This is a genomic window from Paenibacillus naphthalenovorans, from assembly GCF_001465255.1.
Classification (GTDB): Bacteria; Bacillota; Bacilli; order Paenibacillales; family NBRC-103111; genus Paenibacillus_G; species Paenibacillus_G naphthalenovorans.
Genome location: NZ_CP013652.1, coordinates 2841348 through 2863908 on the forward strand (window position 1 = coordinate 2841348; position 22561 = coordinate 2863908).

The 22561-nt window shown below is 50.2% G+C and carries 20 protein-coding genes; 1 reads left to right on the forward strand and 19 read right to left on the reverse strand.

Annotated elements, in window-relative coordinates:
- Position 1: 1 nt before the first annotated feature.
- The 12 genes from hemE to lonB all read right to left on the reverse strand — a co-directional run bounded on the left by hemE (position 2) and on the right by lonB (position 14900).
- Positions 2 to 1075: a uroporphyrinogen decarboxylase gene (gene hemE / locus IJ22_RS14015; protein WP_062409260.1), complete on the reverse strand. Its 1074-nt coding sequence runs from the start codon at positions 1073 to 1075 to the stop codon at positions 2 to 4.
- Positions 1076 to 1355: 280 nt separating this feature from the next.
- Entirely contained in the window at positions 1356 to 2351 is a 996-nt protein-coding gene (gene hemB / locus IJ22_RS14025) for a porphobilinogen synthase (protein ID WP_054819247.1), read from the reverse strand.
- A gap of 31 nt (positions 2352 to 2382) precedes the next feature.
- Positions 2383 to 3924 (reverse strand): uroporphyrinogen-III C-methyltransferase, encoded by a 1542-nt coding sequence (gene cobA, locus IJ22_RS14030; protein ID WP_062409262.1) that lies wholly within the window; start codon positions 3922 to 3924, stop codon positions 2383 to 2385.
- Positions 3925 to 3937: 13 nt separating this feature from the next.
- Positions 3938 to 4882: a hydroxymethylbilane synthase gene (hemC, locus tag IJ22_RS14035; RefSeq protein ID WP_062410990.1), complete on the reverse strand. Its 945-nt coding sequence runs from the start codon at positions 4880 to 4882 to the stop codon at positions 3938 to 3940.
- Positions 4883 to 5027: 145 nt separating this feature from the next.
- The gene (locus IJ22_RS14040; RefSeq protein ID WP_062409263.1) at positions 5028 to 5792 is read right to left on the reverse strand and encodes a precorrin-2 dehydrogenase/sirohydrochlorin ferrochelatase family protein; all 765 of its coding nucleotides are present in this window, start codon (positions 5790 to 5792) and stop codon (positions 5028 to 5030) included.
- 14 nt (positions 5793 to 5806) lie between these two features.
- Positions 5807 to 6631, reverse strand: coding sequence for a cytochrome c biogenesis protein CcsA (gene ccsA, locus IJ22_RS14045; protein WP_062409264.1), 825 nt, complete (start codon positions 6629 to 6631; stop codon positions 5807 to 5809).
- Positions 6632 to 6646: 15 nt separating this feature from the next.
- Positions 6647 to 8047, reverse strand: a complete 1401-nt coding sequence (hemA, locus tag IJ22_RS14050; RefSeq protein WP_062409265.1) for a glutamyl-tRNA reductase — start codon at positions 8045 to 8047, stop codon at positions 6647 to 6649.
- A 310-nt stretch (positions 8048 to 8357) separates the two neighbouring features.
- Positions 8358 to 8762 (reverse strand): adenosylmethionine decarboxylase, encoded by a 405-nt coding sequence (gene speD, locus IJ22_RS14055; RefSeq protein ID WP_062409266.1) that lies wholly within the window; start codon positions 8760 to 8762, stop codon positions 8358 to 8360.
- A 408-nt stretch (positions 8763 to 9170) separates the two neighbouring features.
- Entirely contained in the window at positions 9171 to 9758 is a 588-nt protein-coding gene (locus IJ22_RS14060; protein ID WP_054819245.1) for a hypothetical protein, read from the reverse strand.
- Between the two features lie 278 nt (positions 9759 to 10036).
- Positions 10037 to 10681, reverse strand: coding sequence for a ribosome biogenesis GTP-binding protein YihA/YsxC (gene yihA / locus IJ22_RS14065; protein ID WP_062409267.1), 645 nt, complete (start codon positions 10679 to 10681; stop codon positions 10037 to 10039).
- Between the two features lie 78 nt (positions 10682 to 10759).
- Complete coding sequence (gene lon, locus IJ22_RS14070; protein ID WP_062409268.1) at positions 10760 to 13090, reverse strand: endopeptidase La; 2331 nt, start codon at positions 13088 to 13090, stop codon at positions 10760 to 10762.
- Between the two features lie 106 nt (positions 13091 to 13196).
- Positions 13197 to 14900: an ATP-dependent protease LonB gene (lonB, locus tag IJ22_RS14075; RefSeq protein ID WP_062409269.1), complete on the reverse strand. Its 1704-nt coding sequence runs from the start codon at positions 14898 to 14900 to the stop codon at positions 13197 to 13199.
- A gap of 195 nt (positions 14901 to 15095) precedes the next feature.
- Here lonB and IJ22_RS14080 point away from each other — a divergent pair, with 195 nt between their 5' ends.
- On the forward strand, positions 15096 to 15854 hold the full coding sequence (locus IJ22_RS14080; RefSeq protein WP_062409270.1) for an N-acetylmuramoyl-L-alanine amidase family protein: 759 nt from the start codon (positions 15096 to 15098) through the stop codon (positions 15852 to 15854).
- A gap of 127 nt (positions 15855 to 15981) precedes the next feature.
- On the opposite strand, the gene ispG is transcribed toward IJ22_RS14080, so the two are convergent.
- From ispG to IJ22_RS14110, 7 genes are all read right to left on the reverse strand, one after another.
- Positions 15982 to 17091, reverse strand: coding sequence for a flavodoxin-dependent (E)-4-hydroxy-3-methylbut-2-enyl-diphosphate synthase (gene ispG / locus IJ22_RS14085; protein WP_054819244.1), 1110 nt, complete (start codon positions 17089 to 17091; stop codon positions 15982 to 15984).
- 131 nt (positions 17092 to 17222) lie between these two features.
- Positions 17223 to 18488 (reverse strand): ATP-dependent protease ATP-binding subunit ClpX, encoded by a 1266-nt coding sequence (gene clpX / locus IJ22_RS14090; RefSeq protein WP_062409271.1) that lies wholly within the window; start codon positions 18486 to 18488, stop codon positions 17223 to 17225.
- A gap of 15 nt (positions 18489 to 18503) precedes the next feature.
- On the reverse strand, positions 18504 to 19094 hold the full coding sequence (gene clpP / locus IJ22_RS14095; RefSeq protein WP_054819243.1) for an ATP-dependent Clp endopeptidase proteolytic subunit ClpP: 591 nt from the start codon (positions 19092 to 19094) through the stop codon (positions 18504 to 18506).
- Between the two features lie 40 nt (positions 19095 to 19134).
- The gene (locus IJ22_RS27015) at positions 19135 to 19266 is read right to left on the reverse strand and encodes a hypothetical protein (RefSeq protein ID WP_256380561.1); all 132 of its coding nucleotides are present in this window, start codon (positions 19264 to 19266) and stop codon (positions 19135 to 19137) included.
- Between the two features lie 267 nt (positions 19267 to 19533).
- Positions 19534 to 20823 (reverse strand): trigger factor, encoded by a 1290-nt coding sequence (gene tig / locus IJ22_RS14100; RefSeq protein WP_062409272.1) that lies wholly within the window; start codon positions 20821 to 20823, stop codon positions 19534 to 19536.
- Between the two features lie 151 nt (positions 20824 to 20974).
- Positions 20975 to 21883, reverse strand: coding sequence for a hypothetical protein (locus tag IJ22_RS14105; RefSeq protein WP_062409273.1), 909 nt, complete (start codon positions 21881 to 21883; stop codon positions 20975 to 20977).
- 181 nt (positions 21884 to 22064) lie between these two features.
- Positions 22065 to 22406, reverse strand: a complete 342-nt coding sequence (locus tag IJ22_RS14110; protein ID WP_054819242.1) for a hypothetical protein — start codon at positions 22404 to 22406, stop codon at positions 22065 to 22067.
- Positions 22407 to 22561: the final 155 nt, after the last annotated feature.

The window sequence follows — 22561 nt, forward strand, 5'->3', positions numbered from 1 at the left end:
GTTATACACCGCTTTCCTGTTTGAAAGTTCCCTGCGCTTTCAGCGCCTGACGGGAGTACGTATGGATAAACGCTGTGAGCTCCCTCAGCTTTTCCAAGGAAGCCTCCGGGAACAAGCCGTGCCCTAGATTGAACACGTACCCCGGCTTTTGAATACCTTCATCGATAATGGCCTTGGCCTGTGCCTCAATGACGGACATGGGAGCTGTCAGCACATAAGGGTCCAAATTGCCCTGCACCGCAAACCGGCTGCCTACGCGCCGACGTCCTTCTGCAATCGGAACACGCCAATCCAGTCCGATAACGTCAGCCTGGACATCCCGTAGATAAGGCAGCAGCTCTCCGGAGCTGACGCCCGGGAAATAAATTTTCGGCTCCTCATAAGATTCCATCTCGGCAAAAATACGGCGGATCGTCGGCAGCACATAGGTTTGATAATCGGCCGGAGACAGCGCCCCGACCCAGCTGTCGAACAATTGCACCGCTTTGGCGCCGGAAGCGATATGGGCTTTCAGATATGTAATGACCATGTCTCCCAATTTGTCCATCAGCTCAAACCAAATCTTCGGTTCACCGTACATCAGCCCTTTGGTGCGGATGTAGCTCTTGGAGGGCTTGCCTTCGATCAAATAGCTGGCAATGGTAAACGGCGCACCCGCAAACGTAATGAGCGGAACCTGCAGCTCTCCAACCAGAATTTCAATCGTCTTCAGGACGTGTGATAAATCCTGCTCCACCTGAATCGGCTTCAGCCTTTGCACATCCGCAGACGTGCGAATCGGGTTATGAATCACCGGACCGATATTTTTGACAATATCAAAATCGATTCCGATCGAAGCGACGGGATTCATGATATCCGAATACAAAATCGCCGCATCGACGCCAAGCTTTTTCACCGGCATCATGGTCACTTCCGCCGCCAGCTCCGGCTGCCTACAAATTTCAAGAAGGCTGTATTTTTCCTTGATTTTGCGATAATCCGGGTCATACCGTCCCGCCTGCCGCATATACCACACCGGCAGCGTATCCACTTCCTGCTTTTTACAAGCACGGATAAACAAATCATTATAGCTCATATTGGATTCCTCTTTTCCGCATTCCCGTTGTATACTTTCCATTATGCCCTATTTGAAAGCAGGTAACAACGTATGTCAGCCGCCGTTTTCCGACAAATGTATGACAGCTGATTTCAAGGGAAATATCTCGCTCATCCCGGGAACGGAGAGCCGCCATGGCAGTCATCCCATTGGCCAGCGTCCGGACCCTTCGATGAAGGCGGCAAATCTAATGAAAAAAACGTTTGTCCTGCAGCTGAGCTGGAAGACAAACGTTTGATTACACGATAAACCGATTCGGTTATTCCTCTTTCAGCCAACGGGCAATGTCCTTGGCGAAATAAGTAATGATCAGATCCGCGCCCGCCCGCTTAAAGCCGACCATAGTTTCCATCACGATAGCCTTCTCATCGATCCAGCCCTGTGCGGCCGCGGCTTTGACCATGGAATACTCCGCGCTGACGTTGTAAGCGACAATCGGAAGATCATAACGGTCGCGCAGCATCCGAATCATATCCATATAAGCGAGCGCCGGCTTCACCATGAGAAAATCGGCGCCCTCCGCGACATCGGCATCCGCTTCACGCAGCGCTTCGCGGGAATTGGCGGGATCCATCTGATACGTCTTCCGGTCGCCAAACTGCGGCGCCGAATGGGCTGCATCACGGAACGGTCCGTAGAATGAAGAAGAATATTTGACGGAATAAGACATGATCGGCACGTGCTCATAGCCGGCTTCATCCAACCCTTGACGGATCGCATACACGAAACCATCCATCATGTTCGACGGTGCAATGATATCCGCACCGGCTTCGGCTTGAGACACCGCCGTTTTGACGAGCAGCTCCAGCGTAGGGTCGTTCAACACCTCGGCACGCCCTTTGGCTTCATCAAAATGAACGATGCCGCAGTGGCCGTGGTCCGTGAATTGGCACAGACAGGTATCCGCAATGACTAAAAGCTGGGGATTCCATTCTTTGATCCGGCGGGCAGCCTGCTGAACGATGCCGTTTGCGTCATAAGCCGAGCTTCCGTGAGCATCTTTATGCTCCGGTACGCCAAACAAGAGAATGGCTTGAATACCAAGAGCCGTCACTTCACGAATTTCTTCTTCCAACCGGTCTATTGACAGATGGTATACGCCCGGCATTGAGCTGATTTCTTCTTTAATTCCGGAACCATGGGTCACAAATATCGGATAAATCAAATCATACGTGGAAACAGCGTGCTCTCTTACCAGATTACGTATTGCGTGGGACGTACGCAGTCTGCGATTTCGAACGAGCGGGAAACTCATAAGTTCTCCTCCTAGCTGCGGTTAGTCGGCTTTATTCGCCGCTATCCTGTTGATATAAGCTGGCCACAAGCGACGAAACCGTCGCTTCTTTGGCCATATAGTCTACATTCAGTCCTGCATCCAAAGCAGTTTGGGCGGTTAACGGACCGATACAAGCAATGTTGCAGCCCCGGAGCAATTCAACCGGCTCATGCTCGCCAAGCTCCTTTAATGCGCGAAGCAGATTTGTTACTGTAGATGAGCTTGTAAACGTGACAATATGAATTTTACCCTGCTTGAGCAGCTCGATGATTTCATCACCGTGATCGGTTTCCAGCACCGTCTCATACATATCGATTTTGGTTACATGCAAACCGAGTTCCTTGAGCTTATGAGGCAGCGCGTCCCTGGCGATATTCGCTGTAGGAAGAAGCACACGCTGATTCGGCTGCAGCTCGGCAGCCAATGCTTCGGGCAGCGCATCCCCTTGATACCGTGAAGGGATCGTTTCAATCATCAAGCCTCGCTCCTCCAACGCTTCCGCTGTTTTCGGACCGACGGCCGCAATACGCGCCTTCGCAAGAGAGCGTATATCCTTACGCAGCTCCCGCATTCTTTGAAAGAAAAACTCCACACCGTTTACGCTTGTAAACATAATCCAGTCAAATTGTTCCACAGAGCTTATGGCGTCATCCCGCAGCGCTTGAGCAGCGGGATCGGTTGTCTGCTGTGTACGAATCACCGGAAACTCCACCGCTTCTCCGCCCAGTTCATCGATTTGGTTGGCTAAATCACTGGCTTGACTGCGCGCACGGGTGACCAGGATTCGCCGTCCGAAGAGCGGCTTCTTCTCGAACCAGGAGAGCTTGTCTCTTAGCTTCACGACTTCGCCAACGATCGTAACCGCCGGCGATTGAAAATTGGCTGCTCTCACCTTTTCCGCGATATCCGTCAATGTTCCCGTCAATGTTTCCTGCTCCATCCAAGTTCCCCATCGAATGAGCGCCACAGGAGTCTCCGGAGATTTGCCGCCATGAATCAGCCGGTTGCATATTTGCTCTAGGTTAGCCACACCCATTAAAAAAATAAGTGTGCCGGACGCTTGCGACAAGTTATCCCAATTCACGCTGGAGTATGTTTTATTTTTATATTCATGCCCCGTCACGATGGAAAAGGAAGAAGTAAAATCGCGATGCGTTACCGGGATTCCGGCATAAGCCGGCACGGCGATGGCAGAAGTAATGCCGGGAACAATTTCAAACTTGATCCCGTTGTCCGCGAGCAGCTCAGCTTCCTCTCCCACACGTCCGAACACGCTCGGATCTCCGCCCTTGAGCCGGGTCACGATCTTTCCTTGAAGCGCAAGGTCGACCAGCAGCCGGTTAATTTCCTCCTGCTTCATCATATGCTTGTCGGGCAGCTTGCCCACAAAAATTTTCTCCGCACCGGCCTTCATATGCTTCAGTAGACGCGGGCTGGCAAGTCTGTCGTAAACAACCACATCGGCCCGCTGTATTGCCTCCAAGCCTCTCAACGTAATCAGCTTCGGATCCCCTGGTCCGGCACCGACAAGATAAACGACACCCTTATTCACAACCGTTTCTCCCCTATTCCCCAGCTATGGACAGCAGCTCTGCAGCTCCTTTGGCGATTAGTGCCTCGGCTAAAGCTAATCCCAGCTTTTCCGGATCTGTTCCGTTCATTGTTTCTTTTAACATCCGTTTGCCGTCCGGCGATCCCACCATGCCGGTCAGCGTGATTTCCGGTTTACCGTCGGCGTTCACTTCGCCCAATTGGGCATAAGCCCCGATCGGAACCTGGCAGCCGCCGTTCAAGCGGCCCAGGAAGCTTCGTTCCGCGCTTACCGCAATCGCTGTAGGCTCATGTCGGTACCTGGCCAGGAGATCCAGCACGAATTCGTTATCGCCGCGGCACTCGATACATAACGCTCCCTGTCCTACGGCCGGGAGACACAACTCGGGAGGCAGGTATGCGCTGATCCGATCCTCCCAGCCAATACGACGCAAACCGGCAGCGGCTAACACGATGGCATCGAAGCCTTCTGTCTCCAGCTTGCCCAGCCTTGAATCGATGTTGCCTCTTACCGGTTCGATCCGGAAGTCCGGCCGATAGTTTTGCAATTGGCTTGAGCGGCGCAAGCTGCTTGTCCCGATCTTTGCCCCCTCGGGGAGGTCGTCCAACCCCCGACCCCCGATCGTAATCAACCCGTCGCGAGGGTCTTCCCGTTCAGGTATAGCGCCGATCACCAAGCCTTCCGGAAGCTCGAAGGGCATGTCCTTCATGCTATGTACCGCCAGATCGATTTCGCCATCGAGCAGCGCTTGTTCAATTTCTTTTACGAATAAGCCTTTACCGCCTACCTTGGAAAGCGTTACATCGAGAATCCGATCGCCTTTGGTCACGATTTTTTTCAATTCGAACTCCACTTCGATGCCGTTCCGCTCACACAGCTCCTTAAGATGATCGATCACCTGTCCGGTTTGTGTCAGAGCGAGCGCGCTCTGTCTGGTACCTACAACGATTTTACGCATGCGTTCGGTCAACCCCTTGTCCACTCAATCAGCCTCTATAGCTAATCATCTGATATAAATTAAGAAAGCTTCTGAGCGAAGCCCGCTTGAATAACCCTTTGTGATCAGACAGTATTTAACCATCCGTCTGGTCTTCTTTTTCTTTTCATTCATGCCCATTCCAAGCGTTTTGTAGACTCAGCAGCCAATCTCCGATGCTGCAGATCCCGTCGATTGTCGGGTCTTCCGCCACGCGGCGCAGCAGCTCCGACCGGAAATGATCATATGGCAGTCTCCCTGACTTAAACAAAGGAAGCAGCTTCCACTCCAGCATGGCCCGAAACAACTCCTGGCGTTCAGACGTATCGGACACGACAGTCTGGACGGTCATGCGCAGTTCATGCATCAGCTCCAGATACGGCGCGTACTCTTCTCCAAACATGTCTTCAAGCTGCCTGCGCACTTTGGCGGCCAGCGAAGGGCTTGCGCCTGCCGTCGATACCGCCAGCGTCAACCGGCCGCGCCTCAGGGTCGCCGGTACAATAAACCCTCCGGCCTCCGCATCATCGGCCGAATTCACAAGCTTACCGAGGGCTTCCGCTTCGGCACATACCTGCGCATTCACCTCGGCATCGCCGGTAGCGGCGAACACGAGAAACGCTTGCGCCAGTACGGGAAGACCGGCGGTATATTCCTCACGCCGCGTCCGTATAAGCCCTTGCTCCGCCCACGCTTCCAATTGCGGGGTAAGCCGCGGGCTGACCACTGTCACGCTCGCCCCGGCTTCCATGAGGGTACAAGTCTTACGCTCGGCGACCCTTCCGCCGCCGACAACAAGGCACGGCTTGTCCTCAAGATCAAGCAGCACCGGGTACCATATTTTGGCTCGGTCTTTCCGTCCCGCAGCCGGTCCATTGGATTTGGCCGCCATCCGCACTTCCTCCCTTACGACCATTGGTGAAAGCCGGAATAGTAATTCGCCAGCAAGAAATTAAGCAGGGTGATCACGAATGCCGCCAAATTCCAAAGCGCCAGCCGGTTGCCCGGTGCTTTCAACAGCATCCGTTGAAATAAATAAAAAACATAAGCCAAAAGAACAAACCATGAATTCACTACTTTAGAGTCGAAAAAGAGTGTAAAATCACCCTCAAGCGCAATCCATACAATACCAAGGGAAATACTCAGCAGCAGCAGCGGAGCACCGATCACCGCAGCCACAAACGCATAGCGATCCGTCTTCTCCAAGCTTGGAAGCCGCAGCATCTGCTGGGACCACTTCTTTTCCTTCAGCATGCGATGTAAAAACAAGTACATGCCGGAAAATACCGCCGAGACGACGAAGGCTGCATAGCCTCCCACCGCCAACGTAATATGAATGAATAAAAGCTCGTCATTAATATTCCAATGCGACAGTGTAGGAGAAATTCCCGGCCTGCTGAAAAAGTTGGCCGCCAGCACAGCAAATCCCAGCACATTAACCAAAAAGACAAACAATTCGATCCGAAAAAAACGATTGATAAGAATGGACACAGTCACCAGCAGCCAAGAAAAAATAAACAGCGTTTCGAACATCGAAAAGGTCGATAAATTTCTATGTTCTACCAGGCTGTAAACCAAGTATGCCGTTTGCAACACCCATACAAAAGAAAGCAACCCTGTACCCATCCGTTTTGCACTTCGGTTCGAACCGACAAAGTCCGAGAAGTAAAACAGGAGGCTCAGGGCATAGATATAAATAATGGCATCATACAACCAAGTTTGCGTAACCATGGCCTCCCTTTCCGGTTAGGCTTTGGCCAGAACATCAGCAGGCGTGGCGGATGCCCTTACCTTGGAAAGAAGCTCCTCTTTCATCCGCTCCTGCGCAGCTTCCTCTTCTTGCTTCTGCGCCGCTTGCTCCATCCGCTTTTGCTCGGCCAACTGCTCTTCCAAGGCAAAAATTTTCGTGAACATTTCGAGCGCATCATCCCCATGACGCTCGGCTGCCATTTCTTTAATACGGACAATGGGATCGCGCAGTATTTGATTGACAATGCTTTTGGTTAATTTGCGAATCACTTTCAATTCGCGTTCATCCAATTCGGGCAGCTTCTTCAGCAAGCTGTCCATGGTTTCCTCATGAATGGAGGCCGCTTTCGTTTGCAGCGCCTGAATGACAGGACTGACACCCAACGTCTTCGTCCACTGTTCAAAAGCCGCGATCTCCATCCCTATCATCTCTTCAATCTGTACCGCCGCTTTCCGGCGTTCTTCCAAATGGGAATTGACGATGGATTGAAGATTGTCAATGTCATATAAGAAAACATTCGGCATTTCACCCAAACGCGGATCCAGGTCGCGCGGAACGGCGATGTCGATCATAAACAGAGGTCTGGAGCGGCGGCGCTGCAATATGGAAGACACCTGCCCGGCAGTTAATACATAACCGGACGCCCCTGTGGAACTGATGACGATGTCCGCCTCCTCGAGATGAGCCATCAAACGGTCCATCGTGCTTGCGACGCCGCTAAACTTATCTGCAAGCTCCCGAGCCCGGCTTAGCGTACGATTCACAACGATGACTTTATCCGCTCCGTTGGCGTACAGATGCTTTACCGTCAGCTCGCTCATCTTCCCGGCGCCGATAATCAGCACTTTCTTGCGATGGTAGCTCCCGAAGATGCGTTTGCCGAGTTCCACCGCCGCATAGCTGACAGATACCGGATTTTCCCCGATTCCCGTCTCGGTGTGCGCTCGTTTAGCCATGGTAACAGCCTGCTTGAACAGCGTGTTAAACAAGACACCCGTCGTCTTCTCCTGCTGTGCCAAAAGGAAAGCATCACGAACCTGGCCTAAAATTTGCGTCTCACCGATCACCATCGAATCCAGTCCGCTCGCCACCCGGAACAAATGCTCAATGGCTTTCTCATTCTCCAAAACGTAAAGATGTTTATTGAACTGCTCTTTCGGCACATCGAACCATTTTTCAATAAATCCCCGTAAAAGATGTCCGCACAAATGCTGGCTGTCAACCACAACGTATAATTCCGTCCGGTTGCAGGTGGCCACAATGACGCATTCCATCACGCTTTTGATGTTCTTCAGCTCTTTCAGCGCCAGCGGCAAATCCTTCTCGGCGAATGCAAATTTTTCTCTGATCGATACCGGCGCTGTTCGATAATTTAAACCTGCCACGACGATATGCATCTGGTTCACCTGCCTCCTCCTTTTAAATTGAATTTATTATAGCATAGTTGTCCGAGCTTCTTCGACATAATTTATGAACTTTTTTTCACATTCACGGCTTATTTTCAAAATTTTCTTGTTCAAGACCGCATTTCTATTTTCCTCCGGAATACCGGGACGTATACTTGCCGGCTCCATTTTTTTCTTGGCCTCCGGATGACTGCCTGCATGCAGCCGAATCCCCTCTCAACCAAGCAATTACTTGATATGTATGGGAGGGAATGAAAAGAAATAACCACGGAAACGATTCCGTGGTTATGATATGTTCAATTCATGATTTAATCAATTCCGCTTGCTTCAATACCGGTGTTTCGACTTGCAGTTCACCCACACCGCGAACCAGTTTTTTAGCGTGTGCAACCTCCGGCTTCAGAACGGAGAGCATATGTTCAATCGCTAGCTGAGGATCGACCGTCTCGCCACAGGTATAACAATCGAGCGCTGCGAAGCCTTTCTCAGGATACGTATGAATGGAGAGATGACTTTCTGACAGTAATACAAGAACCGTTGCGCCTTGTGGTTCAAATTGCTTGGACTGCACCGACAAAACGGTCGCCCCGCAAACCTCGGCAGCTTCTACCATTTGTGCTTGTAACCATTCAGCATTATTGAGAAGTTCGAAATCGACTCCCCATGTATCTACAGCTACGTGTCTTCCGAAAGTTGAGTATTCCATCTTCCGGTTCCCCCTTCCTAGGAATAAAATGTTTTGAAAATTTCATCCGCTAGGACCTACGTCATTCACTTCTCGAGGGAATAATCTCTCGCAACATTACATGTCCTGAGTGAATCCTGGTTCCTATTATTTTTTCAACGAAAATAAAAATAACATCTATTGACCAGAAATGCAATACTTTTTTTTGCAAATTCGTTTTTCCCTATCATCCGTGAACACCCAACAACAAAATATGTACATAACATGTCCCATGTGAATTGAGGATGGCCTTCATCCCAAGCCCATTAGCGGCTGTAACGGCGATATCCGAAACCGGTATAAACAAAGGTGTATAAAAATGCAAATGGAACCCTTCCCCGGCACAGCAAAGCCGAACCGGAAAGAGTTCCTATGAATAAACGCATTATCTTAAGCTTCAAGTACAAACAAACGATGCGTCAGTTTGCGAAGTCGGACATCGATCTGGTCGCGAACGTAATTTTCCGTGATCTCATTGCGAAGGTCAAGCAGGCTGTTCACTTGCTCCTTGAGCCACCTGATCTCTTGCTCCACCTCATTCTTATGGAACAAATGCTCCAATTGACCGAGCGTATCCTTAAATTCATAAACCACTTTTTCGGCATTCTTCGCCTTCTCCACAATCTTGACGACTGCGCCTTGTTTATATGTGTAGACCATGGTGTAAGCATGATAAATCCGGTGAACGACAGCATCCCCTTTAAAGACGGATACTGCTTTTCGCATGGCGTTAACCAGATTTCTATTTTTCATCCGGCAAGTGCCTTGACATACATACAAATTCATTTGCCGCTCAAACGGCAGGACGATTTCTTCACCAGCGTCGTCTTGCAGCACAACCTCTTGATTTCCATTTTCAAGAACTTTGACTTGCAAAGAAGCCCCCTGGTCGACAAACATTTGAATGAATTGGGTCATCTCGGCTTCCGTTAACTTTAGGCAGGTTTTGACGTATTCAGTCGCTAACCTATTTGCCATAAAAATCCCTCGATTCATTTTTTTCGAACCTAAGCTTGAGCCTATTTTCAGTTGTTCTCTATACATTATACTACATAATTATTTAATATTCCTGCTCCCAAGGTTTTGTATTTCGCCGGAAATTAGAAAAATTCGCTTTTTCCCCTCAGAAGACCGGGGGAACGGGTAAATAACTCTTTCTCCCTCCCTTTGTTTCGCAGTTCCCCGTACCAATGCCGTAAAAAGGCAAAAAGAAGCAGCCCGCAGTCTTTCCTGTGTTCAAGACCAGGGCTCTTCTTTTATCGGCTTTCATTTTCTTTGGCGTTAGTTATTGCATCTTCAGGCTCCGATATTGCGCCGTCTACGATCCGCTGCTCGATGACGGACCACAATTCGTCTTTACCGAGTCCCGTTTCGGAAGAGAACAGCACAAGCGGGTCGGACTTGTCCGCACCCAGCGTCTCTCTAACGATCTTCATGTGCTTCTGCCATTTGCCCTTCGGGATTTTGTCCGCCTTAGTGGCTACGAGGCACACCGGAACCCCGTTATGCTTGAGCCAGGCATACATCGCCTGATCGTCCTTCGAAGGCGGGTGACGAAGATCAATAACCTGCAGCACAAGCTGCAAATATTCCCGCTTCAGCAGGTACTCCTCGATGAACTTCCCCCACTTTTCCCGTTCGGTTTTGGACACCTGCGCATAGCCGTAACCGGGCAAATCGACAAAAAATAAATCGGTATTAATCCGGTAATAGTTAAGCTGCTGCGTTTTGCCGGGCTTCGAGCTGGTGCGGGCCAGATTTTTACGGTTGATCATACGGTTGATTAATGAAGATTTGCCGACATTAGAACGCCCTGCCAGAGCAATTTCCGGCAAGGCATCGGAAGGATATTGGCTTGGACCGACGGCACTGATCACAAATTCAGCCTGATTTACTTTCATGCCATTTCACTCATTTCTAACGGATGCCGATTAATCCGAACGGATCTCCGCGCAGCGGATTCAATCGGCGCATATATATTAGACTCCTACAGGTTTGACTAAAGCATGTTCAAGAACTTCGTCCATGTGGGAAACAGGGATAAAGTTCAAATCGCTGCGCACACTTTCGGGTATTTCTTCAATGTCCTTTTCATTATCTTTGGGCAAGATGACCGTACGGATGCCTGCCCGGTGGGCAGCCAAGCACTTTTCCTTCAATCCGCCGATCGGAAGCACGCGGCCGCGAAGCGTAATCTCTCCTGTCATGGCCACATGGCGGGAGACAGGTATACCGGTAAGCGCCGAGACCAACGCCGTGCCCATCGTAATTCCGGCAGAGGGCCCATCCTTCGGGATGGCTCCTTCCGGAATGTGTATATGAATATCAAATTTTTCATGAAAATCGGCTTGAATATGGAACTGCTCAACCCGCGAACGTGTGTAACTGAATGCGGCCTGAGCGGACTCTTTCATCACATCGCCGAGCTTGCCCGTCAAAGTCAGCTTGCCGTTGCCGGGCATGACCGTCACTTCGATCACCAGCGTGTCTCCGCCGACTTCTGTCCAGGCAAGTCCCGTGACGGCTCCGACTTGGTCTTTTTCTTCCGCCATCCCAAAACGGAATTTGGGTTGACCCAGGAACTCTTTAAGATTGTCCTCCTGTACGTGCACGCTTTCTGTTCCGCCGACGACCTGCTTGGCGGCCTTTCGGCAAATCGATGAAATTTGCTGCTCCAAGTTGCGGACGCCGGCTTCCCTTGTGTACTCGCGAACCGTTTTCATCAGCGCCGCTTCATCTACGATCAGCTGCTCATCCGTCAGCCCGTGATCCTCCCGCTGCTTCGGAAGCAAATAATTTTGCGCGATATGCAGCTTCTCGATCTCGGTATAGCCCGGGATATACAGCACTTCCATTCGGTCCAGCAGCGGTCTCGGAATATTGTGCACGCCATTGGCCGTCGTAATGAACATCACCTTGGATAGATCGAAAGGAACTTCCACATAGTGATCGCTGAACGTGCTGTTCTGTTCCGGATCGAGGACCTCCAGCAGCGCCGATGCCGGATCGCCGCGAAAATCCATCGCCATCTTGTCGATTTCATCCAGCAGGAAAACAGGGTTGTTGGTCCCGGCCGTTTTCATCCCCTGAATGATCCGTCCCGGCATGGCGCCGACATAAGTGCGGCGGTGTCCCCGAATCTCAGCCTCGTCCCGCACTCCGCCCAAAGAAATTCGAACGAATTCGCGTTCCAAAGAGCGTGCGATGGAGCGGGCAATCGACGTTTTCCCGACGCCCGGAGGCCCTACGAGACACAGAATCGGGCCTTTCATTTTTTTGACCAGCTTCTGTACGGCCAAATATTCAAGAACACGTTCCTTGGGCTTCTCCAAGCCATAATGGTCCTGATTAAGGATTTCCTCCGCTTTGCGGATATCCAGATCGTCTTCTGTCGAATGTGACCAGGGAAGGGCAAGCAGCCAATCGATGTAATTGCGGATCACCGAGCCTTCCGCCGATGTAGCCGGCATTTTCTCAAGCCGATCGATTTCTTTTTCGATCTTCTCTTTTACTTTCTCCGGCACTTCGCTTTGCGCCAGCTGGCTGCGCAGCTCCTCCGCTTCACCAGCACGGCCTTCCTTGTCCCCCAGCTCCTTCTGGATAGCCTTCATCTGTTCGCGCAAGTAATATTCCTTCTGCGTCTTCTCCATTTGTTTTTTGACGCGTTGGCTGATTTTGCGCTCGAGCTCCAGCACTTCCCGTTCGTTGTTCAGAATGTTCAACAGCTTTTCCAGCCGCAAACGCACATCCACGGTTTCCAGGATTTCTTGTTTATCTTTAATTTTTAAAGATAGATGACTGCAAATGACGTCCGCCAGTCTTCCCGCCTCATCAATATCGGAGACGGCGGCCAGCGTCTCCGGGGTCACTTTCTTTGAAAGATTAATATAATGCTCGAATTGATTTAATACGGTACGCATCAATGCATCGATTTCCGGATCGGACACTTCCTGTTCGGGCAGTTCCTTGACGTGAACCTCATAATATTCGTCATTGACCAGAAACTCGGTGATTTCCGCGCGCACGACGCCTTCCACAAGAACCCTGATCGTACCGTTGGGTAGCTTGAGCATTTGACGTACTTTGGCAATGGTACCGATCCGGTAAATGTCTTCGTTCTTCGGTTCTTCAATATTTACTTCGGATTGCGAGCACAGCAGGATCATGCTGTCCTCGACCATCGCTTTCTCGAGCGCACGCACCGACTTCTCTCTGCCTACGTCCAAATGCAGAACCATGCTCGGATAGACGAGCAATCCCCGCAGCGGAAGCAGCGGCAAACGACGCACCTTCTGTTTGCTCGGTCCCATTGGCGAGCACCTCCAGACTTAACATACATGCTGTGATTTACATTTTATCAAAATTGTTTTCAAAACACCAATCAGCGCCTTTATCCAAAAAGAGACGCCAATCGCCCTATTCGAGCGCATCGGCGTGCAGTATTGTTACAGAAGCGGGAGAGGCGGGCTCCTGAACCAAATCCAGGGATTCGGATGAAACGTGGAGTTCCATGCCCAATGCATGATACAGCGCCTCTTCAATGCAATCGACGGGGATGACCTCCAGACCGTTTAAACCTGCAAAAATTTCCTGCCAGTTCTCCTTGGGAATGATGACCCTGTTTGCTCCTGCCTGGAAAGCGGCTTCCACCTTGGCAATAACCCCTCCCACAGGCTTTATTTTCCCGTGAATGCTGATTTCGCCAGTCATGGCGATATGGTTGTCCACCGGAATTTGTTTAATGGCCGATGTGATGGCAACAGCCATCGAAATTCCCGCAGAGGGTCCGTCAATCGGAATGCCTCCCGGAAAATTGATGTGCAGATCGAAATCATGCGGCCTGATGTTGAGTCTTCGAAGAACGGTTAGTACATTCTCTACGGAGCCGCGAGCCATACTCTTGCGCCGCAGCGTCCGCGCGCCCCCTCCCATCTCTTCCTCATCCACGACACCCGTAATCGTAAATTGTCCGCCGCCCGGCTGTGCCGCGGGCATTGCCGTTACCTCGATGTCCATTAGCGTTCCCATATTGGGGCCATAGACGGCCAATCCGTTCACCAAACCGATTTCAGGCTGCGAATGAATTTTTTTCTCCGGACGCGGAGAAAGCTGAGAACTGTTGACCACCCATTCAATATCGGCCGCCGACACTTCGCGGCGCTGTTCCGTCAATGCCATGCCCGCCGCCAACTGAATCACATTAACGGCTTCCCGTCCGTTGGTCGCATACTTTTTCACCACATCGATCGCTGCGCTGTTTTCGGGAAACCCGATTTTTTTGAGCGCTTTGGCGGCAATCATGCCAATCTCATCGGGCAGCAGCGGGCGAAAATAAATTTCCATGCAACGGGAACGGATGGCGGGAGGAAGCTCCTGTGGATTGCGCGTCGTAGCACCGACAAGCCGAAAATCGGCCGGCAGCCCGTTCTGAAACACGTCATGAATGTAGCTCGGCACATTCGTGTCTTCCGAATTATAATATGCGCTCTCAAGAAATACTTTACGATCTTCAAGTACCTTTAATAATTTATTCATCTGATGTGGATGTAATTCTCCGATTTCATCTATGAACAATATTCCTCCGTGCGCCTTGGTCACCGCACCCGGCTTGGGCTGGGGAATACCGGCAACCCCCATGGCTCCGGCTCCCTGATAAATCGGATCATGAACGGAGCCGATCAAAGGATCGGCAATGCCGCGTTCGTCAAATCTTGCCGTGGTCGCATCGATTTCCGTAAATTTGGCGTCGGGACGAAACGGGGATTCCGGATTCTTCTTCGCTTCTTCCAGCACTACACGGGCAGCTGCCGTCTTTCCTACTCCCGGCGGCCCGTAAATGATGACATGCTGCGGGTTAGCCCCGCATAAAGCGGCCTTCAGCGCGCGCAGACCTTCTTTTTGTCCAACGATATCTTCCATCGATGACGGGCGTGTTTTCTCTACAAGGGGCTTATTGAGCGAGATGGAACGAAGCTTGCGCAGCTTCTCCAGTTCCTTCTTGGATTCTTTGTCTACGGCCGTACGGTTCGTTTGCTGATTGCGCAGCAAATTCCAAAAGTACATCCCGATTACAATGGCAAAAAACAACTGGATCACCATTAAAACTACACTGATGTTCATAGCGTTTTGACCTCCATATGATTTCAGCTGACCGGGCTTTGTTTGCGGATATTTCCGGGGTCAGTTGCAGTTTCATTGATAACATATATGGTATTATTGCCCAGTCGTGGTAGCATTAATCGCTAAAGCTCGAGAAACTTTTTGGGGGATGCTAAAGAAGGCAGCACATTTCATTGGACGACAGGGGTGAGTTTTATGGCCACACGAATCATCATTAAACGTATGGCATCACTCGGATTAGCGCTATCGATCTTACTTATGCCCAAGTTGCCAGGACTTTTGGTGCAGGTGCAGCAGGTGCAGGCATCAGCTCCCGATTCCATTTTGCAGCCTAATGCAATAAGCGAACATCCGGCTATATCGAATGTGGATGTCATTATCGATGCAGGCCATGGAGGAATCGACGGCGGAACTTCGTATGGTGAGCTGTTGGAGAAGGACATTAATTTGGCCATTGCCGAAAAAACCTACGAGGCTTTACGGAAAAAAGGCTATATTGTTCTTCTCAACCGTTCGGGAGACTATGCGCTCAGCGGCGAAAATCTGTGGTTGAGAAGCAGATCGAGACATTTGAAGGATTTAGCGCAGCGGAGTCATTTGGCCAATGAAATCAAACCTAAGGCGATGATCAGCTTACACGTCAATTCGGCCAGAAATTCGTCCAAAAGAGGAGCCATTCTTCTTCATCAAAAAAATGAGCAGAGCAAACAGTTGGCCCGGCATCTTCAGCATTCGCTGAATCATTTGTACGGCATTCACGAAAAACCCTTTTATGGAAAGACTTACTATCTGCTTAAGCACTGCCGGATACCTACCGTTATTGTGGAGATGGGTTTTATTACGAATCATCAAGACCGCGAAATGCTGGTCCGGCCGGATTGGCAGCAAGCCATCGCCGATCATATTGCCATAGGGCTGGAACAATATTTAAAGACGTCATCCAATCCCTCCTAGACTTTGGTTTATTTTGTTATTGGTCTTTATCCCCGCTTTTATACGTTTTATGTAAGCAGGGTGCAAAAAAAGCCTCGTATCCGTCTCGCAAAAGACAGATCCAAGGCATTCTCGTTTAAAGCCGTTGTTATGCATTGGCATGATGCTTTCTGCCGGGAATTTCACCGGTTTTATTAAAATGATCGACAATATGATCGATTTCCTTCTTCAGTTCGGAAAGGAGTTCGGCTTCAGGGACTTTGCGGATCATTTCGCCGTAGCGGAACAGCAAGCCTTCTCCACGGGCTCCGGCAATTCCGATATCGGCTTCCCGAGCTTCGCCGGGGCCATTGACGGCGCAACCCAGCACGGAAACTTTAATCGGTACCTTCAGTTTGGAAATATATTCTTCAACTTCATTGGCAATGGAGAAAAGATCAATGTCAAGACGTCCGCAAGTCGGACAAGAAACAAGCGTGGCCGCATTCGTGATCAAACCGAATGATTTGAGAAGCTCGCGACATACTTTGACTTCTTCCACCGGATCCGCGCTAAGCGAGATACGGATGGTGGAACCGATCCCCATACTGAGCAGCGCCCCTAGACCCGCGGCACTTTTTACCGTTCCGGAGAATAATGTTCCTGCTTCCGTGATACCCAGATGCAGCGGGTAGCGGAATGCAGCCGCCGCTTTCGTGTAAGCGGCTATGGCCATAGGTACATCGGAGGCTTTAAGAGATACGATGATATCATGGAAATCAAGCTCTTCCAAAATTTGAATATGGTACAAGGCACTCTCAACCATGGCTTCAGGAGTCGGGTAGCCATATTTTTCTAAAAGATGATTCTCCAGGGATCCGGCATTCACACCGATGCGAATCGGAATTCCCCGCTCCTTGCAAGCCCTGACCACGGCTTCCACTTTCTCGCGGCGGCCAATGTTCCCCGGGTTGATTCTCACCTTATCAATACCGTTCTCAATCGCCAGCAACGCCAGACGATAGTCGAAATGGATATCGGCTACAAGCGGAATAGAGATTTGCTTTTTGATCTCTTTAATGGCTTCCGCCGCTTCTTTATTGTTTACTGTCACGCGCACGATCTGGCAGCCGGCTTCCTCGAGCCGATGAATCTCCGCTACCGTCGCCTTCACATCCGCCGTCTTGGTCGTGCACATGCTTTGGATAATCACGTCGTTGCTGCCGCCAATGGTCAGATTTCCAACTTTGACCGGAATTGTTTCCGTTCTATGAAACATCTGTTTTCTTCTCTCCCATGATACCAAACATCCTCCGCTCCGAAGCGCGTGTTCCTTGGCCCCTGAACGGGTGAAACAAGGAATTTTCGGCAGCGGATTGGAGGTGTTTGATTTTATTGTATATCCTGCGCTTACGCGCTTTCTTCTTTTTTCTTCACCGTTTGGCCGTCGAGGGCTGTAATCTGCGGAGCGATCTTGGCTTGGACCACTTCCTTCGTTACAACGCATTTGGACGATTCGGTACGGGAAGGCGCTTCATACATCACGTCGAGCATAATGCCTTCAATGATGGCTCTTAAGCCCCGTGCCCCGGTGTTGCGCTTGATCGCCTCTTTGGCAATCTCTTCCAACGCCTCGTCCTCGAACTCGAGCGTAACATTATCCATCTCAAGCAGCTTTTGATATTGTTTGACGAGCGCATTCTTCGGTTCAGTCAAGATCCGGATCAACGCCGCTTCATCGAGCGGCTCCAGTGTGGAGATAACCGGAATACGGCCTACAAATTCTGGAATTAACCCGAACTTCAGCAAATCCTCAGGCAGCACAAGCGACAAATACTCGCCCGGCTTCAGATCGACTTTGTGTCCATCCGTACCAAACCCGATGACTTTTTTGCCGATCCGGCGTTTAATAATCTGTTCCAAACCATCAAACGCTCCTCCGCAAATGAACAGGATATTCGTTGTGTCGATTTGGATGAATTCCTGATGCGGATGCTTGCGCCCGCCCTGCGGCGGAACGGAAGCGACCGTACCCTCAAGAATTTTGAGGAGCGCCTGCTGCACACCCTCGCCCGATACATCGCGTGTGATGGACGGGTTTTCGGATTTGCGCGCCACTTTGTCGATCTCGTCGATATAGATAATGCCGCGTTCGGCTTTTTCGACGTCGTAATCCGCAGCCTGGATCAGCTTCAAAAGAATGTTTTCCACATCTTCCCCTACATACCCGGCTTCGGTGAGTGAAGTGGCATCTGCAATCGCAAACGGCACATTCAATATTTTGGCCAGTGTTTGCGCCAGCAGCGTTTTTCCGCTCCCGGTCGGACCCACTAGCGCAATATTGGATTTTTGCAGCTCCACATCATCCAGCTTGCCCTGCTGCGTATTGATCCGTTTGTAATGGTTGTAAACCGCAACGGAGAGCGATTTTTTGGCCTGCTCCTGCCCGATAACATAGGAATCCAAAATAGCCCGGATTTCCATCGGCTTGGGTACATCCTTCAGATCGAGCTCTTCTTCATGGCCCAATTCTTCCTCAACGATTTCCGTACAAAGCTCAATACATTCATCGCATATATAAACGCCCGGTCCGGCAACCAGCTTGCGCACCTGCTCTTGCGATTTGCCGCAAAAGGAGCATTTCAGCTGGCCTTTTTCGTCGTTAAATTTAAACATGGGATCACTCCTTTTCTATGTCAAATCACTGCGAGTGATAACCGCATCAATGAGCCCGTATGCTTTAGCTTCCTCCGCACTCATGAAATTATCACGGTCTGTGTCGCGTTCGATTTTTTCGTATGGCTGTCCTGTACGTTCCACATAGATTTGATTCAGCTTCTGCTTGGTCTTGATAATCCAGTCGGCATGAATTTTAATGTCCGATGCCTGACCGCGAACTCCTCCAAGCGGTTGATGAATCATAACCTCGCTGTTCGGCAAAGCAAAGCGTTTGCCCGGCGCCCCGGCGGTTAACAATAACGAGCCCATACTTGCAGCCATCCCGACGCAAATGGTCGAAACGTCCGGCTTGATATATTGCATTGTATCATATATACCCATTCCTGCGGTAACGGAACCGCCAGGGGAGTTAATGTACAAGTGGATATCCTTCTCGGAATCCGTTGCAGCCAAAAATAACAATTGGGCTATAACCAGGTTGGCGACATCGTCATCGATCGCACTGCCCAAGAAAATAATGCGATCCTTTAACAAACGCGAGTAAATATCGTAAGAGCGTTCGCCGCGGCCTTCCTGTTCTACAACCATAGGTACCAGAGTCATCGTCTCAACCCCTCTACTTCGTTAATGCAATACAAAGAACTTACAAAATCATTGTAGCACGTTTAATGGCTAAAGTCATTCTCATGCAAATGACCCGCCCTCGTCTCACGCCTGCAACCATCACGGCCGTTTCCATCGCCATGCTGAACGACGGCAACCGCCTACTGCTCATTATGCGCTCTCCGTGAGCTTACTATGTACCAAAAGCAAAGCCGTTCTTATGTCGGTTTAAACGTTTGCGGCTAAATACCGCTATGTACGCAACTACGCAACGTTCATATGTACGGCGTAGGCAAAGCTATGTACTTCTTATTGTACTGCTATGTCATTCTTATGTGCATTCATCAGCCGGCAGAAACGCAATTTTTGGGTAAAACAAAGGCACGCATGGAAGTACACGTGCCTTTGAATGTATGTGACGCGGTATGAGCGTTACTCGTTACGCCGTTTTGCTGTTGTCGAGCAGGAATTTAACCGTTTTACGGTTCACAATGTCCTGAACCAGGGAAGGCATGTTTCCGTTGGACGTGAAGATGCTGCGGATCTCGTCTGCGGAACGGCCGTACAATTTGGACAAATTCTCCAGCTCGGCATTGATTTCCTCTTCTGTTGCTTCCAGGTTCTCAGCCTTGGCAATGGCTTCGAGCACCAGGTTATTCCGTACGCGCTTCTCGGCGTCGGCGCGCATTTGACCTTTCAGGTCCTCGACGCTTTGTCCGGTAAACTGGTAGTACATCTCGATGTTCATGCCTTGCGTACGCAGACGGGCTTCAAATTCTTTAACCATTTGCTCGGCCTCGTCATTGATCATGACTTCAGGAATTTCAACTTCAGCCGCTGCAGCAGCTTTCTCCACCACTTGAGCTTCTCTCTTTGCGTTGATCTCGTTTTGCTTGCGCTCTTTCAGCTTACTTTCGAGATCAGCCTTGAACTCTTCAAGCGTTTCGAACTCGCTGACGTCTTTAGCGAATTCGTCGTCAAGCTCCGGCAGGTTTTTGCGCTTGATGTCGTGCAGCTTGATTTTGAATACGGCTTCTTTGCCCTGCAGCTCTTCCGCCTGGTAGTTTTCGGGGAAGGTAACCGTAATGTCCTTCTCGCCGCCTTTCTCCAAACCGACCAGCTGCTCTTCAAAACCAGGAATAAAGCTGTTCGATCCGAGCTCCAGGGAATATCTTTCGGCTTTGCCGCCTTCAAATGCAGCGCCGTCTACAAAGCCCTCGAAATCGATCACGACAATGTCGCCATTTTGCGCAGCACCTTCTTCTACCGGAATCAGCTCCGCATGACGCTTTTGCAGTCTTTCCAGCTCTTCGTTGACTTCTTCCGCCGTTACGGAAGCTTCTTCCGCTTCGAGCTCGATGCCCTTGTATTCGCCAAGCTCTACTTCCGGCTTTACGGCAACCTTGGCTTTGAACTTCAAACTTTGTCCTTTGCCGAACTGCTCGACGTCTACTTCAGGACGGTCTATGGGCTCGATGCCTGTTTCTTGCACGGCTGCAACATAGGCGTCCGGCAAAATAATATCAAGCGCGTCCTGATACAAGCTCTCCACACCGAATTTGGATTCAAAAATGGCGCGGGGCACTTTGCCCTTGCGGAAACCCGGGACATTCACCTTTTGTACGACTTTCTTGAATGCCTTGTCCAGGGCGGCGGCCACCTGTTCCGCTTCGACTTCAATATCAAGAACGGCTACGTTCTTCTCTATTTTTTCCCAGCTTGCTTTCATTTTATGCTTTCCCCTTCCAAAAATGTTCCATCCATGATTTGTTACCGCAACGAACTGAGGACAAGCCTCTCGATATAACCATTATATTATAACTAGAATGAGTGACGTTTTCAAGGTATAAATGAATGTTGCAAAACGATAGAGACGCCGATCAAACCCTTCGGGTAAATACATTCGAGGCAAACTGCTGCATCAACCGGTACGCCTGCTCCCATTGAAACGCCAATTCGGACGTAATGCCGTACTGCTCCAGAATTTCCGCTTTGTCTCCGCCCTCAAACAGATGCTCCAACAGCGTCAAGTGCAGCGCTGCGGCCCAAACATCCACACAATCGGTTTCCTGCTTCAGCATTTGGTCATAAAACGAGGTGCCGTAAATAAACGCGAGGAATTCGTTCCAGGTTTCCCCTGCAAAATAGGATAAAGCCGGGTGCTGCGTTTCGCTGATTTCCTGCACCCGATGGATAATATCTTGAATTTGCGAAGGGAACTGGTCGAAACCCGCAGGCGTATCCTCGATATCGACCTCCGCCGTTTCCCCGTTCTTATGGAGCGCCACAACACCGGTGACACCGCGCTTTTTTAACGTTTGGAGCGTTTTGAATTGAACAATGGGATGAAGCGGCATCTGCGTAAGCCAATCGAGCAGGGCTTGATCAATATCCGGATGATCCAAAAAAGCGAGCTGATCCAGCGCCAGCATCAGCTTGTCCACGTCCTTGTGTTCCTTCAGGCTTTCCAGCAGCTTTTGGGCATACTCTAAGCTCTGTTCACCTTTTGCGCTCAGATGCTCGCGCAGCAAATCCGTCTCGCTCAGATCCTGCTCCAAGTCGCTTTCGGGTTTGAATATGAGATCGGGAAACATCATATACAGCCAATCCAGAAGCGATTGCCATTCTTCCCTCGCCCTTGCGTCGCCGGACTGGCAGGCAAGGAGGAAACGCAGCAGCCTGATCGCTTCGCCGTATTGTTCCGACTCCAAAAGACGGGTCAGTTCATATTGATAGTACTCGACGGTTTTGGGAAATAGAATTACATTATCGTTCGATTGTCCGTTCATGTGACACCGCCTTTCCTTAAGCGACTTTCTTATGAATGCCAGTGTACCCGAAAAAGAAGCCGAAAGCAAAATTTGCCTGCTGCGGCTGCTGATCACAAAAAAGCCCCTGATGGCATCCATCCGGGCTGCATGTAATTTCAACTGGTTCGTTGGTATGGGGTTTGACATTCGTCCGCAGATCTTAGTCCATTTTCATGGCGGCTTGAATCAATTGAGCCTTGATGTGCGGATTTTTGTCGATGAAGGCGTACATTCTGTCGACAGCTTCCTTGTTTTGCAAGTAGTCGCGTTCATTTTGAATCATCTGGTGAGACCAGTTCAAAAGCGCAGCTTCCGCCGCTCCAAGACGGTTCAGGGCCGTGTGCAATCCGGTATCTTCAACAAGCCGCTCCATGACTTCCTGGTTTACGGTACCCAGCTTCTTCGTGGTAGCCAGCTTTTGCTCGAACTCTTTGTTGACTTTCTCAAAATGCTCCTTGGCTTCCTTATATTCCTTTTGCTGCTCCGATAAAGTCTTTTTCATACTTATGACCACCTTTCATGTTGATTCTCTGCCTTCCTGTCCTGCGCCGTGATGAAAAAAGGGAACCAAAACTCCGCTTTTTTGTTTCATAGGCCGCGCAAGGCAGAACTTACCCAATGGTTTTATACGCTTTAGTGTAACTTTTATTCGATCGT

What these genes read in the sequence shown, in the direction of transcription:
- clpX (WP_062409271.1), bottom strand. Translation starts at nt 18,488, where the DNA reads ATGTTTAAATTTAACGACGAAAAAGGCCAGCTGAAATGCTCCTTTTGC.
- ccsA (WP_062409264.1), bottom strand. Translation starts at nt 6,631, where the DNA reads ATGGTTACGCAAACTTGGTTGTATGATGCCATTATTTATATCTATGCC.
- IJ22_RS14080 (WP_062409270.1), top strand. Translation starts at nt 15,096, where the DNA reads ATGGCCACACGAATCATCATTAAACGTATGGCATCACTCGGATTAGCG.
- IJ22_RS14040 (WP_062409263.1), bottom strand. Translation starts at nt 5,792, where the DNA reads ATGGCGGCCAAATCCAATGGACCGGCTGCGGGACGGAAAGACCGAGCC.
- hemC (WP_062410990.1), bottom strand. Translation starts at nt 4,882, where the DNA reads ATGCGTAAAATCGTTGTAGGTACCAGACAGAGCGCGCTCGCTCTGACA.
- IJ22_RS14105 (WP_062409273.1), bottom strand. Translation starts at nt 21,883, where the DNA reads ATGAACGGACAATCGAACGATAATGTAATTCTATTTCCCAAAACCGTC.
- yihA (WP_062409267.1), bottom strand. Translation starts at nt 10,681, where the DNA reads ATGAAAGTAAATCAGGCTGAATTTGTGATCAGTGCCGTCGGTCCAAGC.
- speD (WP_062409266.1), bottom strand. Translation starts at nt 8,762, where the DNA reads ATGGAATACTCAACTTTCGGAAGACACGTAGCTGTAGATACATGGGGA.
- hemB (WP_054819247.1), bottom strand. Translation starts at nt 2,351, where the DNA reads ATGAGTTTCCCGCTCGTTCGAAATCGCAGACTGCGTACGTCCCACGCA.
- tig (WP_062409272.1), bottom strand. Translation starts at nt 20,823, where the DNA reads ATGAAAGCAAGCTGGGAAAAAATAGAGAAGAACGTAGCCGTTCTTGAT.
- hemE (WP_062409260.1), bottom strand. Translation starts at nt 1,075, where the DNA reads ATGAGCTATAATGATTTGTTTATCCGTGCTTGTAAAAAGCAGGAAGTG.
- IJ22_RS14110 (WP_054819242.1), bottom strand. Translation starts at nt 22,406, where the DNA reads ATGAAAAAGACTTTATCGGAGCAGCAAAAGGAATATAAGGAAGCCAAG.
- IJ22_RS14060 (WP_054819245.1), bottom strand. Translation starts at nt 9,758, where the DNA reads ATGGCAAATAGGTTAGCGACTGAATACGTCAAAACCTGCCTAAAGTTA.
- hemA (WP_062409265.1), bottom strand. Translation starts at nt 8,047, where the DNA reads ATGCATATCGTCGTGGCAGGTTTAAATTATCGAACAGCGCCGGTATCG.
- ispG (WP_054819244.1), bottom strand. Translation starts at nt 17,091, where the DNA reads ATGTTTCATAGAACGGAAACAATTCCGGTCAAAGTTGGAAATCTGACC.
- lon (WP_062409268.1), bottom strand. Translation starts at nt 13,090, where the DNA reads ATGGGACCGAGCAAACAGAAGGTGCGTCGTTTGCCGCTGCTTCCGCTG.
- lonB (WP_062409269.1), bottom strand. Translation starts at nt 14,900, where the DNA reads ATGAACATCAGTGTAGTTTTAATGGTGATCCAGTTGTTTTTTGCCATT.
- IJ22_RS27015 (WP_256380561.1), bottom strand. Translation starts at nt 19,266, where the DNA reads ATGAGCAGTAGGCGGTTGCCGTCGTTCAGCATGGCGATGGAAACGGCC.
- clpP (WP_054819243.1), bottom strand. Translation starts at nt 19,094, where the DNA reads ATGACTCTGGTACCTATGGTTGTAGAACAGGAAGGCCGCGGCGAACGC.